Here is a 14,873-nt window from a genome sequence, read left to right as displayed (position 1 = left end):
AACTCTCGTAGAGGGAAATCTGGATGGCGTGTCGAGGCGAGTACCGGCAAGCTTGCCTTTACGGAAAGGTCGGCTGAACGCTTCGCTTGGGTCGGTTTCTATTCTTACTATGACTTATCGAGAACGCGACTACAGCAATGATCATTTTTCACTGTCTTGAAAACGGCGCGCTGGTGAGGCGTGTTGCCGATAATCTGCAGACGCTTCCAGCGAATGTACTGTGGGCCGATCTGCTATCGCCCGACTCGGAGGAAGAGCGCTTCATCGAAACGGCCCTGGGGCTGGATATCCCGACTCGGGAAGAACTGGCTGAGATTGAGGATTCTTCACGCTTTTACGATGAGGATGAAGCCATCTTCATGACCACGACAGTGGTGATGGGGATTGCGGACCGGCGACCGGAAAATGCTCAGGTGACCTTTGTCCTGACCAAGCGTTGTCTGGTGACCGTTCGCTATACCGAGCTCAGTGCATTCCGGCAATTCGAGGCAAAGAGTTCCCGGCAGCCTTCGACCTTTTCCTCCAGTCACCAGATTTTCCTTGCCCTGGCGGATGCCGTGGTCGATCGGATTGCCGACGTTCTGGAAAGCGTTCAGGTCGAGCTTCAGACCTTGTCGAAGTGCATTTTCGATGAACGTAAAGAACAGCGAACGGACCTGCAGCAGATCATCCAGCAGCTTGGGCAGAATCGCTCGCTCCTGTCGCAATTGGGCGAAAGCCTGTTCAGCTCAACCCGCCTGTTGGCGTTTTATCGACTGCATGCCAATGAGCCCAGACAGGGCGTGGCCAAGGGGCTGCTGAAGGCGCTGGAGCGCGACGTGCGTTCGCTGGGGGAGCATCAGGCGCGGCTGTTGGGAGATATCGCATTCCTGCTCGACGCCACGCTGGGGCTGATCAATATCGAGCAGAACGCGATCATCAAAGTGTTCTCCATCGCGGCGGTATTGTTCCTGCCGCCAACGCTGGTCGGCACGGTGTACGGCATGAACTTCGATCACATGCCTGAGCTTGACTGGCCGTTCGGCTACCCGATGGCGCTCGCGATGATGATCGTGTCGGCGATCATTCCCTATGCCTGGTTCAAGTTTCGTGACTGGCTCTGATCAGCCGAAGAAGTACAGCACGATGCAGAACGCGCCCAGCAATGCCCAGACGCTGCCGAAGATGATCGGCGTCCGCAGGGAAAACAGCAGGGTGCGCTTGTAGCGTTGGCCACCTGGGGGACTGTTCCCTTCGCCAAACAAGGCCGAGTCATGGTTGGGTAGCAGTCCGACATTGCCTTCGGTTTGCAGCAGGTCGGCCTGCTTGTGGTGCCAGCGCTCTATGACGTCGAAGCTTGCGCGGATACCGGGAATCGCATGCAGCGAGGTGAGCAGTCCAAGCAGTGCCAGAATGCTCGGTACAACCAGCCGGAACAGGCTGCCCCAGTCGGGGTTGGTGTTAGCCATGGAAGAGGCGAAGGCGATCATCAGAAACGACTGCGAGGACAGGTAGCCACTGGTGCGGCTGGCCAGCAGCGTCGACTCGAAGTGTATTTCCGAGCGATAGAAGTTCAGGCGCTCCTTGGGTGAGTCGAATACTTCAGCACCTTGGGTGTCCTGATTTAGCAAAATCGTTTTGAGGTCGGTCATAAGCGGGAGCAATCTTGGGCGACATTGCGTTTGGCGCGATCCGTCCGGTCGAGTTCCCGCTCACTCCTGTCTCAGGCTTGCTCCGCCAGCGCCCTCAATGCGTCGCCGGCCAGGCGGTAAGTGGTCCACTCCTCCTGAGGCCGTGCTCCCAGCGCCTCGTAAAACCTGATCGCCGGCTCGTTCCAGTCCAGCACGGACCACTCGAAGCGCCCGCAACCTCGTGACACCGCAAGGCGTGCGAGGTGTTTCAGCAGCGCCTTGCCTGCGCCAGTTCCGCGGGCCTCGGGGGTGACGTACAGGTCTTCGAGATAGAGGCCGTTGCGGCCAAGCCAGGTCGAGTAATTGAAGAAATACACCGCATAGCCGATTGGTTGGCCGTCGCGCTCGCAGATCAGCGCACTGGCGCTGGCATCTTTGGCGAACAGGCTGGCTTCAATTCCTGCGGCGTCGGTTTTTACTTCATGCTCGGCGCGTTCATAGATCGCCAGCTCGGTGACGAAGCGCAGGATCAGCGCGGCATCATCTCGACTGGCGGGGCGGATGTTCAGGGACATGCAACTCTCCGGTCTGACAAGCACGAGCCGCCTCGCGCCTGCCAAGTGACAAGGTTTAGCGACTGGTCAGCAAGTCGCGGCCGCGCTGAACGGCGGCGCGGACCTGTGCGGGTGCCGTGCCGCCAATATGATCGCGAGCATTCACCGAGCCTTCCAGGGTCAGCACCGCAAATACGTCATCGGTGATCTGGTCACTAAACTGACGCAGCTCGTCCAGGCTCATTTCGGCCAGGTCCTTTCCGGTCTGCACGCCGTATTTCACCGCGTGGCCGACGATTTCGTGGCAGTCGCGGAACGGCAGGCCCTTGCGTACCAGGTAGTCGGCAAGATCCGTCGCGGTGGAGAAACCACGCAGCGCCGCTTCGCGCATGATTTCGCGCTTGGGCTTGATGGCCGGGACCATGTCGGCAAAAGCGCGCAGCGAGTCGCGCAGCGTGTCGGCGGCGTCGAACAACGGCTCCTTGTCTTCCTGGTTGTCCTTGTTGTAGGCCAGCGGCTGGCCCTTCATCAGCACCAGCAGGCCGCTCAGGGCGCCGAATACACGGCCGGTCTTGCCGCGTACCAGTTCCGGTACGTCCGGGTTCTTCTTCTGCGGCATGATCGAGGAGCCAGTGCAGAAGCGGTCGGGCAGGTCGATGAACTGAAATTGCGCGCTGGTCCAGAGCACCAGCTCTTCGGAGAAACGCGACAGATGCATCATGGCTACCGAGGCAGCAGCGCAGAATTCGATGGCGAAGTCGCGATCCGAGACGCCATCCAGCGAGTTGCCGGAGATGGCCTCGAAGCCGAGCAGCTCGCAGGTGATTTCGCGCTGGATCGGGTAGGTAGTGCCGGCCAACGCGGCCGAGCCCAGCGGCATACGGTTGGTGCGCTTGCGGCAGTCGACCAGGCGCTCGTAGTCGCGTGAAAGCATTTCGAACCAGGCCAGCAAGTGATGACCGAAAGTCACCGGCTGCGCGGTCTGCAGGTGGGTGAAGCCGGGCATGATGGTGTCCGCCTCGGCTTCGGCGAGACCCAGCAGGCCCTGCTGAAGGCGGGTGATTTCGCCGAGGATGAGGTCGATCTCATCGCGCAGCCACAGGCGAATGTCGGTCGCTACTTGGTCGTTGCGCGAGCGGCCGGTGTGCAGCTTCTTGCCGGTGACGCCGATGCGGTCGGTCAGCCGTGCTTCGATGTTCATGTGCACGTCTTCCAGATCGACGCGCCAGTCGAAGCTGCCGGCCTCGATCTCGCCCTTAATATCCTTCAGGTTGGCGATGATCTGGTCGCGCTCGTCTGCAGTCAGTACCCCGGCCTTTTCCAGCATGGTGGCGTGGGCGATTGAACCCATGATGTCGTGCCGATAGAGACGCTTGTCGAACTCGACGGAGGCGGTGAATCGGGCGACGAAGGCGTCGACGGGCTCGCTGAAACGGCCGCCCCAGGACTGGTTGGTCTTGTCGGTGCTCATGAATGCGCTCGCTGAATCAGATGGGCAAGTTGAAGGGCCCGAATGATAACAGGGTTAGCCATGGCTTCTGCGATGGCCCTACCCAGCGAGCGGCTTTATCAAGCCCTGAACTGCCCGAGGCTGGCTTCGAGCCTTTGCGCGAGCACACCCAGTTCCTTGCCGCTGGCTGCGGTCGCAGTCACCGCATCGGCGGAGCGTTCGGCTTCGGTCAGAATGACCTCGACCCGTTGACGGACGGCCGTTGCCGCGCTGGCTTGCTGCTCTGCGCCTTTGGTTGTCTCCCTTACCACCTGATGCACCTGCTCGACGGCAGTCTGTAGCGCGCGCTGTAGGTCGCGGCTGCTGCCGAGGGAAGCCAGGCCGCTTTCAGCTTGCTTGCCGACAGTGTTGATTGCCGATACGGCATCGCGAGCACCGCGTTGCAGGCTTTCGATATGCGCCTGGATATCGCCGGTGGATTGCTGAGTCTTGCTGGCGAGTGCTCGTACTTCGTCAGCCACCACGGCGAATCCTCGACCGCTCTCTCCGGCGCGTGCGGCTTCGATGGCAGCATTCAAGGCAAGCAGATTCGTCTGTTCGGCGATGCCCCGGATGACGGTCAGTACCACCTCGATCTGCTCGCTCTGATTGGCCAGTTCCTCGATGACTGAGGCGCTTGTCTGTACGCCACTGCCAAGCGCCTCGATCGTGCGGCCAACCTGCTCGGAAATCGCCTCGTTGTCTACCGCAGCCTTGCGAATCGAGGCGACCTGATCGAGTGCGGTTTGCATGGCTCTGCTTTCGTCCTGCGCGCGCTGGGTCATGTCGGCCAGTGCCTGGAGGCTTCCGGCGACTTCGTCACGTTGCCGCTCGGCAGCGGCTGCAGCAGAGCGGCTGCGGTTGCCCAGGGTGTCGATTTCCGCTCCGGTCTGCACGGCGATAGCGCGCGCTTCCTGAACGATTGGCTGAAGTTTGGCCAGAAACAGATTGACCGCGTCAGCCATTTCGCCCACTTCGTCTGCGCTGTGGATTTTCACGCGCTGGGTGAGATCGCCGTGGCCCGCCGACAGCCCGCGCAGCGCGGTGTTGAGCAGGCCCAGCCGGCGCAGCACCTGGCGCCCAAGGACCAGCGTGACGGCGAGCAGCAGCAATGCCCCGGTGACAACAAGGCCGACGCTAATTTTCCATAACAGCGCCGAAGCTGAGCGCTCGACGGCCTTCTGGCTATTGGACTCGATGCTTTGTGCTACCTCCGTCGCAGCGGCCAGACCTGACGCCATGATCTTCGAACTGTCGCTGGCGGTGGTGGCAAGTCCAGCTTCCACCAGTTCCGCTCCGCTGGCGACCAGTGTCTGGAAGCGGTTGTCGAAGGCGGCCAGCTCGGTGCTCACCGCAGAGGTGGAAAAGCCGAGCATGACCTGGCCGATGTCCGCGCCCTTGGGGTTGATCGATGTTTTGGCGAGATAGAGCGTGGGGTCGTTCTCGGCGGCCGACAGCACCTTGTCGAACGCGGTACGTCCCGTGCCCTTGTCCAGCAGTGCCTTGACTCGGGGATCCTGGCGATTCAGGTGGCGGGTAAGCTGGTTGCCATTGGCATCGAAATAGACGACGAAAACAACGGCTGGGTTGCGGTGAGCCATCCTGACGAATTCAGTCAGCGCCGGTACGTCGTTGTCCCAGATCGCTGCTGGCGCAACGCCGGCGAGCAGCGTGGCGAGGTCGTCGCCGGACTGCTTGAGGTGTCGCTCAAGCACTTCTTTTAGCTGCTCCTGCTCTTCGGTCAAGCGCTGCGTCAGGCCCTGGGACAGGTCATTCGTCATGCGTTTGGCCAGGCCGGAAAGCCCGCTGCCAACCTCGGCATCAGCAGTGCGCAGCGCTTGCAGCAGGCGCATGGAGTCCTCACTCAGGCTTCGTTCGATGTCGTGCTCGAGCCCGTCGATGGTGCTCCGGGTCAATGCGAGCGCAACTACGACTTGCACCAGCACGGCGCCGCACAGTGTCAGGAATACTGGTCGTAGCAAGCGGCTACGCAAAGAGGAAAACAGCAGCACGGGTCAATACTCCTGAGGCAGCGATAGCGAAGGGCGAAGTTGATGCTGTGATGCAATCATTAAGCCATCATGCGCTATAGCGAGGCGTTCGTAGAACTCCTTTTATCGGCCGAAAGCGCCACATTCATGACTGCCGAAGCTTTGAAGTGGCGACCGCTCGTCACCTTCGGATTAAACCGAGCCGATAGACTAGGCTGCCTCTGCGCAACGGCTGGCGCCGCATTGCCGGGCTCACCTTGCTTTGCGCTCACGCCGCGCGGAAACTCGATGCATGCGAACAAAAAAAACCGATCGAACGCGGCCCGCGGCCCCTGTCGATGACTTCTTCGTGCCCGAGCTGTGCCAGCCCGATGCCCTGCTTGGCCTGGTGTTGCTCGCTGAGTTGCTGGTGTTGGTGCTGGTGCTCGCCGAGCCGATGCAGCCTGGCTTCAACTGGATGCGCCTGGCGTTGTCGTCCCTGTTCGTGCAATGGGTGATGTTGCTGTCGGCCGGTCTGACCTGTCAGTTGCGACCGCTGCTGGCGAGGTTGCCGGCCTGGCTGGCTGGGCTTGCCTGCTGTGCCATGGTGGTCGGGCTGACGCTGGCGTGCACGGCGGTCGCCGATATCTACCAGCTTGGCGGCCCGCTGACCCGCGTCGGCGAGGTGAATCTTTATCTGCGTCATGCACTGATCAGTTTGATCATGTCGGGCCTGCTGCTGCGCTATTTCTATCTGCAGAGCCAATGGCGGCGGCAGGAACAGGCCGAGCTGCGCGCGCGCATCGAGTCGTTGCAGGCGCGTATCCGGCCGCACTTTCTGTTCAACAGCCTGAACAGCATCGCCAGCCTGGTGGTCACCGATCCGGCCAAAGCCGAGCAAGCCGTGCTCGATCTGTCCGATCTGTTCCGCGCCAGCCTGGCCCGCCCCGGCACTCTGGTGCCCTGGCGCGAAGAACTGGAATTGTCACGCCGGTATCTTTCCATCGAACAGTACCGGCTCGGCGAGCGTCTGAGCGTCGAATGGCAAGTCGACGCCGTGCCGGATGATCTACCGATTCCCCAGCTCACGCTGCAGCCGCTGCTGGAGAACGCGCTGATACATGGAATCCAGCCAAGAATCGAGGGCGGGGTGGTCAGCGTGGCGGCGTATTATGCTGACGGCGTGTTCCATTTGCAGGTCAGTAACCCCTTTGACGAAGCGGCTTCAAAGCTCCCATCTAGAGGGACTCAGCAAGCGCTGCACAATATAGACGCACGACTAACGGCACTTTTCGGTCCCGCGGCGAGTCTCAGCGTGGAGCGGCGTAATGCCCGTTACTACACCTGTCTACGCTATCCGTGTGCGACACAAAAGCAGGAAGCCAGAACTGTATGAATGTGCTGATTGTCGATGACGAACCTCTAGCCCGCGAGCGCCTCAGCCGACTGGTAGGTGACCTTGACGGCTATCGTGTCCTGGAACCTTCCGCCTCCAATGGCGAAGAGGCGCTGTCCCTGATCGAGGAACTGCGCCCCGATGTTGTGTTGCTGGATATCCGTATGCCGGGGCTTGATGGCCTCCAGGTCGCAGCCAAACTGTGCGAGCGTGACGCTCCGCCCGCGGTGATCTTCTGCACCGCCCACGACGAGTTCGCGCTGGATGCTTTCCAGGTGAGTGCGGTCGGTTATCTGGTCAAGCCGGTACGGCCCGAGCATCTCGCTGAAGCGTTGAAGAAAGCCGAGCGGCCCAACCGGGTTCAGCTCGCGGCGTTGACGCGCCCCGCTGCAGTGAGCGGTACCGGCCCGCGCAGCCATATCAGTGCGCGGACCCGCAAGGGCATCGAGCTGATCCCGTTGCCACAGGTGATCTACTTCATCGCCGACCACAAATACGTCACTCTCCGTCATGAAGGTGGCGAGGTGCTGCTGGATGAGCCGCTCAAGGCGCTCGAGGATGAGTTCGGCGAGCGTTTCGTCCGCATCCACCGCAATGCGCTGGTCTACCGTGACCGTATCGAGCGCTTGCAGCGCACGCCCCTTGGACATTTTCAGCTTTTCCTCAAGGGGCTCGAAGGCGAGCCGCTGACGGTCAGTCGTCGGCATGTCGCTGGTGTGCGCAAGTTGATGCAAAGCATCTGATTCGGTATCGGCGCTAGGGACAGGCGCCGCGTTCCAGCTCAACCGTCCACCGGACGGCTTTCCTTGATCCCTGCCAACCCGATCGCCATTCCTGGCCTGTTATCATCGCCGGCAGTTCAATCTGTCTGGAATTGCTCATGTCCCGCGAAATTCGCATCGCTACCCGCAAGAGTGCCCTGGCCCTGTGGCAGGCCGAATACGTCAAGGCGCGCCTGGAAGCCGCACATCCGCACATAACGGTGAGCCTGGTGCCGATGGTCAGTCGGGGCGACAAATTGCTTGATGCTCCGTTGGCGAAAATTGGCGGCAAAGGCCTTTTCGTCAAGGAATTGGAAACGGCCCTGATGGAGAACGAGGCGGACATCGCCGTGCACTCCATGAAGGATGTGCCGATGGAGTTTCCCGAGGGGCTCGGCCTGTACTGCATCTGTGAGCGGGAGGATCCGCGCGATGCGTTCGTCTCCAATCACTACGAGAATTTCGATGCGCTGCCCCCCGGTGCGGTCGTAGGCACTTCCAGCCTGCGGCGCCAGGCTCAACTGCTGGCGCGTCGGCCCGATCTCAAGATTCAGTTTCTGCGTGGCAATGTGAACACCCGTCTGGCCAAGCTTGATGCAGGCGAGTACGACGCGATCATCCTCGCGGCGGCCGGCCTGATCCGGCTAGGTTTCGGCGAGCGCATCCGCGCCAGCATCAGTGTCGAAGACAGCCTGCCCGCGGGCGGGCAGGGCGCGGTCGGGATCGAGTGCCGAACCGGCGACACCGAGCTGCATGAGCTGCTTCAATGCATGAACGATCCGCATACCGCGCTTCGCGTCACGGCCGAGCGTGCGCTGAATCGCCACCTCAACGGGGGCTGTCAGGTTCCGATCGCCTGTTATGCGGTCCTCGAAGGCGAGCAGCTGTGGTTGCGTGGGCTCGTCGGACAGCCCGACGGTGCTTTGCTCCTGCGCGCTGAAGGCCGCGCACCCAACGCTGAAGCCGAAGCGCTCGGCGTGCGCATCGCTGAAGAGTTGTTGCAGCAAGGCGCTGGAAAGATCCTCCAGGATATTTATGGCGAGGCCGGCAAGGCGTGAGCGGCTGGCGTCTATTGCTGACGCGACCGGCTGAGGAGTGTGCGGCGCTGGCCGCCACGCTGGAGGCGCAGCGAATTCACAGTGCAAGCCTGCCTCTCCTGGCCATCGAGGCGCTCGCCGAAACACCTCAGCAGCGCACGACCATGCTGGAGCTGGACCGTTACGCTGCAGTGGTGGTTGTCAGCAAGCCGGCTGCCAGGTTGGCCTTGGAGCTGCTCCGTCGCTACTGGCCGCAGCAGCCCGCAGGGCAGGCGTGGTTCAGTGTTGGTGCCGCGACCGGCGCGATACTGGCCGATTACGGACTAGAGGTTAGCTGGCCGGCCCTAGGCGATGACAGCGAAGCCCTGCTTGCCTTGCCACGGCTCGCCGACGCGATAAGCGCGCCTCATCCAAACGTGTTGATCCTTCGAGGCGAAGGCGGGCGTGAGCTTATCGCCGACACGCTACGCGCCCGCGGCGCGCACGTCGACAGCCTCGAACTGTACCGAAGATACCTGCCTGACTATCCCTGCGACCGACTTATGAAGTTGGTTCGTTCGGAACGGCTGAATGCCATGGTGGTCAGCAGTGGACAGGGTTTGCAGTCGTTACGCGAGTTGGCAGGATTCGATTGGTCAGCGCTGCGTGAACTACCCTTGTTTGTACCCAGCCCGCGTGTGGCCGAGATGGCCGCGGCGTTGGGTGCTAAAAGAATTGTGGACTGCCGCGGTGCTGGAACCGCGGCTTTGCTGGCGGCGCTCCGGGACACTCCCGGGCCCGCTTCCTGATGCAAAGGATGGAAACGTGAGCGAAGTAGACTCCGACAAGGCACCGCAGCAACCCAAGGGCAACGACTCTGTCGCAGCTCAGAATTCGGTCAAGAAAGATCCGCAGAAGGATTCGAAAGAAGCGCCCAAGGCACCGCCACCAAACACGCCGTCCGCTGCCAAGCCCGATGCGCGTAGCGGCGGCAAGGGGCTGGCCGGTCTGGCCCTGCTGGTCGGCCTGGCCGGTCTGGCTGCGGGGGGCTATAGCGTCTGGCAGACTCAGCAGCTCGCCGATCAGGAGCAGGAACAGCAGCAGTCGGCACAGGCTACGAGCGAACAGACCCGCCAGTTGGGTGAGCGCAGCCAGCAACTGGCCAGCCGTCTCGGCAAGCTGGAACAACTGCCCTCAGCCGAACAGCTGGAGGATCGTCGCCGTTTGCTTTCCGAGCTGCAAAGTGATCAGCAGCGGCTGGCGGGGCGTGTCGAACAGGTTCTCGGGGCTAGCCGTGAGCAATGGCGGCTTGCCGAGGCCGAGCATCTGCTGCGCATGGCGATGTTGCGTCTGTCGGCGATGCAGGACGTGAACAGCGCCGAATCGCTGCTCGCCGAGGCGGACCTGATCCTGCGCAAGCAGGACGATCCCGGCGCTTACGCAGCGCGGCAGAAGTTGCTCGAAGGGCTTGAAGCGTTGCGCAGTCTGCCGGAGCTGGACCGCACCGGGTTGTTTCTCCAGCTTGGCGCGTTGCGTGGTCAGGCCAACCAGCTCAACGGCCTGGCTCCGGAATTCGAGGCGGGACCCGGTGCTGATAGCGGACAGGCTGATAGTCGCTGGCAGCGTTGGTTGAATGAGCTGACGCGCTACGTACGTATCGACTTCGATTCCGGCAATAGCGTCAAACCGCTGCTTGCCGGACAAAGCCTGGCGCAGGTGCGCTTGGCCTTGTCGCTGGCTATCGAGCAGGCACAGTGGGCCGTGCTCAATGGCAACGAAGAGGTCTATCAGCAATCGCTCGATCAGGCGGCGCAGTTGATCAAGGACCTCTTCAGCGAAGAAAACGGTCAGAGTCGAGGGCTGCGCGACCGCATCGAAGAGCTGAAAAAGCGCCAGGTCTCGGTCAGTCTGCCGGATCTGGCGCCGGCGCTCCGCGCGTTGCAGATCTATGTGCAGAAGCGTGAATCGTCCGAAGGTGCCGAGTCGTCCGCTGACAGCAGTCCTGAACAGCCAGCAGAACAACCAGCAGAACAGCCGGCAGAAGAGGCGAGCCCACAACCGGAGCAGCCGGCTACTGACGGCGCCGCGACCGAAGAGGGGCAGCGCGCATGAAGCGATTCGCCTTTGTCCTGATCCTGCTTATAGCGATCGTCGGGTTTCTCGGCTGGGCCATCGCACAGGATCCGGGTTATGTCCTGATCAGCTACGACCGCTTCCGCTACGAATCGAGTTTCTGGATTTTTCTGGGCCTGATCGCTTGCCTCTGGTTGCTGGCAATGGTGGTGCACTGGGTGCTCGGCCTTTTGCATACATCCGGGGCTCTGGTTAATCCGTGGTCGCGTCGCCACCGCGAACGGCGTGTCAGCAAGGCATCACGAAGCGGTTTGCGAGAACTGGCGGAGGGACAGTGGAGTCACGCGTTGGGCCATTTGCGCTCCGCGGCCGAGCACGATCACCAACCGCTTGTGCATTATCTCGGCGCGGCGCGTGCCGCCAATGAGTTGGGCGAGCACGAGCAGAGCGACGAGTTGCTGCGCAAGGCGAGGGAGCGTGAACCCGAGTCAGGGCTTGCGGTTGGCTTGACCCAGGCTCAGCTGCTAATTGCCAGGGGCCAATACCGCGAGGCGCGGGAAACGCTCAATGCCCTGCACAGCGAACATCCTCGTCATGCCTATGTGCTGACCCTGCTCCAGCAGCTCTACGTTCAGCTGCAAGACTGGTCCGCGCTGTGCCGTTTGCTGCCTGAGCTGCGAAAGCACCGTGTTTTGCCGCCGGCTCGCCTGAGTGAGCTGGAGCTGCTGGCCTGGACTGCAGCACTTGAGCAATCGGGCCAGTCCGCAACGACCAGCAATGAGGACGCTCTGCAGGCCCTCAATCAGAAATGGCAGGCCGTTCCTTCCGGGTTGCGCAGTGAGTCGCTGCTGGTTCGTGCCTACGCTGACGGACTGTCCCGTTTGGGTGCGGACGCCAAGGCCGAAGAAGTGCTCTATGCAGCGCTCAAGCGCCAGTTCGATGATCGTCTGGTCGAGCGCTATGGGCGCGTCCGCGGTCAGGACGCGGCGCGTCAGCTGGCGAACGCAGAGGGCTGGCTCAAGGCTCATCCGGAGAACGCGGAGCTGCTGCTCGCGCTTGGTCGGCTGAGCATGCGCAACGCGCTGTGGGGCAAGGCGCGCGATTACCTCGAGGCCAGTCTGCGTTTCGAGCACCGTCCGGAAACCTGCGCCGAGCTGGCGCGGTTGCTGGCCCAGCTGGGCGACAACGAGCGCAGCAACCGGCTGTTTCAGGAAGGCCTGGGGCTCCTTGCTCACCCCGGCGTCAACCAGATACAAACAACCAGCAGCAGCTAGTCAAAAGCAGTCGCCGTGGCAGCTCGGGTCGTGACATCCGTCCCGCGCCGCTGCGGCGATTTGCGTATGGCTTGCAGCCCGCTGCGTGCCGCACTACCGTAGCGAACTTTTCCTGTCTGCGGAGTCGCCATGAACCTGGCCAGCCCACGTTCGCTGTTTCTTCTGGCCTTCATTGGCTGCGCGTTGATGATGATCGCTGCCCTCTATCTCGAGCATGTTGTCGGGCTGGCGCCATGCCCGTTGTGCATCGTTCAACGCATCTGCGTCATCGGTTTTGGCCTGGTCTGCCTGGTCGCTGCCTTGCACGGCCCGGGCAGGGCCGGTCGCCGGGTTTATTCAGCTTTGGCACTCCTGTTCGCCGTGGCAGGTGGGGGTACGGCGATACGCCAGATCTGGCTGCAGAACATGCCTGCCGATCAGTTGCCGAGCTGCTTGCCCAGTCTCGAATACATGATGGATGCGCTGCCGTTCCAGGAGATCGCCCGGCTGGTGCTTCATGGCACGGCCGAATGCGCTGAAGTCAGCTGGACACTGCTCGGTATGAGCATTCCGGAGTGGACATTGCTCGCATTCATTGCAATGGCTGTGTTCTGTTTCTGGCAGTTGCTGCGTCGCGACTAGGCTTTTTGACGAGGCGAGCGAATGATCGTCTCGCCTGATGGTCAATGAGCAGGACGAAGCGCTGATGCTCAAGTCTGGCCAGATGAAATTCATCCCTGCTGCTTGATGCTTCGTTCCGCGCAGCTTAGTCTGCCCAGGCGGCGTCGGTTTTCTGCCAATTTCGCTGTCACTCACCCAAGGCCGATATCCCAAGACAAAAAACCGTCTCGGAAGGCGCAACAGGCATCATCGATTAGGGAAAGTGAGGTCATCATGCTCGAGAGCTGTCGGAACGCCCAGGAACGCTGGGGAGGTGTGCACCTGCTGATCGACCGCTGGCTGCAAGAACGCCACGCATTGATCAACGCATTCGATGGGCTGCATGGGGGTGCCGAAGCGGCTACCCGCCCGGCCTTGCAAAAATTCTGCGAAATACTGCTGGACTACGTGTCGGCGGGTCATTTCGAGATCTACGAGCAATTGCTCAACGAAGCTGAAGCCTTTGGTGACAAGCGCGGGCTGGATCTGGCACGTCAGATTTACCCTCGTATCGAGTCGATAACCCAAGTGGCAGTGGCGTTTAATGATCGGTGCGACAAGGGCGATTGCCTGGAAAGCCCTGGCCTCTCAGAAGAGCTGAAGCATCTGGGTCAGTTGCTGCATGAGCGCTTCGAGCTGGAAGATTGCCTGATCGAAGTGCTGCACACCGCGCACAAAGAGCCCGCAGCTACCGCCTGACCGGCACCTGCCGGTCAGCTGCGAGCGAAGGATTGCTTGCGGCACGCTTCGCTGGTCGGTTGGCGGATCACTGCAGCCCGTCTAGTATGGCTGCACCAATCCCGCCAGGAGGCGCTTTCATGCCAGCAAAGAAAAACGCGGTCACGACTCCGCTGCACTTGCTTCAGCAGTTATCGAAGAGTTTGGTCGTGCATCTGGAAAAAGCCTGCACCGATGCACAGAAGGACGCAGAGATTCTCCTGGCCAAGCTCGAAAAGCAGCGGGGCAAGACGCAGGAAAAACTGATCAAAGCGAGAGCCAAGCTCGATGAGGCCGGCAATGCGGGCAAGTCGAAAGCCCAAAGCAAGGCTCGCGCCAGGCTGGCCGAACTAGATGACATGCTCGCCTTGCTGCAGGCGCGGCAGAGCGAAACCTTGAGTTACCTGGCCGACCTCAAGCGCGACGCTGAGCAGAGCTTGAGCCTGGCGAGAGGCGTCACTCAGGTAGAAGAGGCCGCAGCGCAAGCACTGGCATCGCGAAGCAAAGCCTCGCCGGCACGTTCGGCTACCGCGCAACGCAAGGCCGCGCCAGCGACAACCAAGCAAGCGCCAGCCAAACAATCTTCCAGCAGTTCGAGCACGGCAGCGCGCAAGCCCGCAGCCACAACCCGCGCTCGACCGGCAGCCTCCAAGGTTGCGAGTGGCAAATCCGCTGCTGCTAACACTTCCAGCGGCCAGGCCGCCGCAACCAGCGCGGCGAAACGTCCTGCTCGGCCCGCCAGTAGCCGCGCAAAGCCAAAAGCATCTACAGCCAAACCTTCGGGCGCTGCCAAACCCGCCGCCGCGCGCAAGCCGGCCTCAGCCAAGGCTGGTAGTGCCGATCAATCCGCCCCGCCAGCGTCCAGCTGAGTAGCTGCACGGCGCAGCACGTTCAGTAATGCACTGGCGTCGCCGTCGACGCCCGTGCTTAGCTGATTCAGCCAGTCATCCGATCCGTCCTCCGTGCGCCAGTGCTGTGTGGCCTGTTGAAGGCGATCAAGTTGAACCCGTTCGGCATCCAGCTCCAATCGCTTGACGCGCTTTCGCAGGCCTTCGAGCTCGGTGTCGGTGGGTGCCTGCTCACGCCACGCCAGGCGCAGATTTCGTAGGGGCACTACAACTGCGCGCTGCCAGTCCAGGCTGAGCTGTTTCAGCTGCTCCAATCGCTGCGCATTTTGACGGACGCCCCGGATTTCCAACCAGCTGCAGGTGAGCAACAGGCAGACGTCCAGCCCTAGTGCTTGCAGCTCAAGGCACGCCTTTTCCACGTCGGGCTCTGCATAGCAGGCGAGGGCAAAATTCCAGAGGTCGTCGTTGTTCATCTGTAAGGTTTTTTTCGTGCGCAGCCGGATGGATTTCCGGGCGACCTGATAGA

At 61.6% G+C, this 14,873-nt stretch carries 15 protein-coding genes and 1 pseudogene; 10 read left to right on the top strand and 6 right to left on the bottom strand.

What is annotated here, in order from left to right:
- The first annotated feature begins 137 nt into the window (after positions 1-137).
- On the top strand, positions 138-1,103 hold the full coding sequence (locus tag ALTERO38_RS17895; RefSeq protein ID WP_102837281.1) for a magnesium transporter CorA family protein: 966 nt from the start codon (positions 138-140) through the stop codon (positions 1,101-1,103).
- On the opposite strand, the gene ALTERO38_RS17890 is transcribed toward ALTERO38_RS17895, so the two are convergent.
- The 5 genes and pseudogenes from ALTERO38_RS17890 to ALTERO38_RS21865 form a co-directional block, all read right to left on the bottom strand.
- Positions 1,104-1,631, bottom strand: coding sequence for a hypothetical protein (locus ALTERO38_RS17890; protein WP_159969201.1), 528 nt, complete (start codon positions 1,629-1,631; stop codon positions 1,104-1,106).
- 71 nt (positions 1,632-1,702) lie between these two features.
- Positions 1,703-2,185 carry a GNAT family N-acetyltransferase gene (locus ALTERO38_RS17885; RefSeq protein ID WP_159969200.1) on the bottom strand — a complete coding sequence of 161 codons (483 nt, stop codon included), beginning with the start codon at positions 2,183-2,185 and terminating at the stop codon, positions 1,703-1,705.
- Positions 2,186-2,240: 55 nt separating this feature from the next.
- Positions 2,241-3,635, bottom strand: a complete 1,395-nt coding sequence (gene argH, locus ALTERO38_RS17880) for an argininosuccinate lyase (RefSeq protein WP_159969199.1) — start codon at positions 3,633-3,635, stop codon at positions 2,241-2,243.
- 98 nt (positions 3,636-3,733) lie between these two features.
- A complete protein-coding gene (locus ALTERO38_RS21870) occupies positions 3,734-4,618 on the bottom strand; it encodes a methyl-accepting chemotaxis protein (protein ID WP_372239428.1) in 885 nt (294 codons plus the stop codon).
- Positions 4,592-4,894: pseudogene (locus tag ALTERO38_RS21865) on the bottom strand (HAMP domain-containing protein); the annotation flags it as partial. The pseudogene ALTERO38_RS21865 and the gene ALTERO38_RS21870, both read right to left, overlap by 27 nt.
- Before the next feature lie 1,042 nt (positions 4,895-5,936).
- Here ALTERO38_RS21865 and ALTERO38_RS17870 point away from each other — a divergent pair.
- The 9 genes from ALTERO38_RS17870 (at position 5,937) to ALTERO38_RS17830 (ending at position 14,368) form a co-directional block, all read left to right on the top strand.
- Complete coding sequence (locus ALTERO38_RS17870) at positions 5,937-7,019, top strand: sensor histidine kinase (RefSeq protein ID WP_102837286.1); 1,083 nt, start codon at positions 5,937-5,939, stop codon at positions 7,017-7,019.
- Positions 7,016-7,762, top strand: a complete 747-nt coding sequence (locus ALTERO38_RS17865) for a LytTR family DNA-binding domain-containing protein (RefSeq protein ID WP_148923888.1) — start codon at positions 7,016-7,018, stop codon at positions 7,760-7,762. Before ALTERO38_RS17870 ends, ALTERO38_RS17865 begins: the two co-directional genes overlap by 4 nt.
- A 137-nt stretch (positions 7,763-7,899) precedes the next feature.
- A complete protein-coding gene (gene hemC / locus ALTERO38_RS17860; RefSeq protein ID WP_159969197.1) occupies positions 7,900-8,838 on the top strand; it encodes a hydroxymethylbilane synthase in 939 nt (312 codons plus the stop codon).
- Positions 8,835-9,605 (top strand): uroporphyrinogen-III synthase, encoded by a 771-nt coding sequence (locus tag ALTERO38_RS17855; protein WP_159969196.1) that lies wholly within the window; start codon positions 8,835-8,837, stop codon positions 9,603-9,605. The genes hemC and ALTERO38_RS17855 overlap by 4 nt, the downstream gene beginning before the upstream one ends.
- 16 nt (positions 9,606-9,621) lie before the next feature.
- A complete protein-coding gene (locus ALTERO38_RS17850; protein ID WP_159969195.1) occupies positions 9,622-10,908 on the top strand; it encodes a uroporphyrinogen-III C-methyltransferase in 1,287 nt (428 codons plus the stop codon).
- Complete coding sequence (locus ALTERO38_RS17845; protein ID WP_159969194.1) at positions 10,905-12,143, top strand: heme biosynthesis HemY N-terminal domain-containing protein; 1,239 nt, start codon at positions 10,905-10,907, stop codon at positions 12,141-12,143. The genes ALTERO38_RS17850 and ALTERO38_RS17845 overlap by 4 nt, the downstream gene beginning before the upstream one ends.
- A 129-nt stretch (positions 12,144-12,272) precedes the next feature.
- A complete protein-coding gene (locus tag ALTERO38_RS17840) occupies positions 12,273-12,764 on the top strand; it encodes a disulfide bond formation protein B (protein ID WP_148923883.1) in 492 nt (163 codons plus the stop codon).
- Between the two features lie 252 nt (positions 12,765-13,016).
- Positions 13,017-13,481 carry a sigma D regulator gene (gene rsd / locus ALTERO38_RS17835; protein WP_159969193.1) on the top strand — a complete coding sequence of 155 codons (465 nt, stop codon included), beginning with the start codon at positions 13,017-13,019 and terminating at the stop codon, positions 13,479-13,481.
- 119 nt (positions 13,482-13,600) lie between these two features.
- Positions 13,601-14,368, top strand: coding sequence for an AlgP family protein (locus tag ALTERO38_RS17830; protein WP_159969192.1), 768 nt, complete (start codon positions 13,601-13,603; stop codon positions 14,366-14,368).
- Here ALTERO38_RS17830 and ALTERO38_RS17825 read toward each other — a convergent pair.
- Positions 14,341-14,820 carry a TIGR02444 family protein gene (locus ALTERO38_RS17825; protein WP_159969191.1) on the bottom strand — a complete coding sequence of 160 codons (480 nt, stop codon included), beginning with the start codon at positions 14,818-14,820 and terminating at the stop codon, positions 14,341-14,343. The two genes, ALTERO38_RS17830 and ALTERO38_RS17825, sit on opposite strands and share 28 nt — an antisense overlap.
- Between the last annotated feature and the right edge of the window lie 53 nt (positions 14,821-14,873).

Source organism: Pseudomonas sp. 9Ag (assembly GCF_902506445.1).
Lineage (GTDB): Bacteria > Pseudomonadota > Gammaproteobacteria > Pseudomonadales > Pseudomonadaceae > Stutzerimonas > Stutzerimonas stutzeri_AB.
This window is presented reverse-complemented; position numbering and strand designations above follow the sequence as displayed.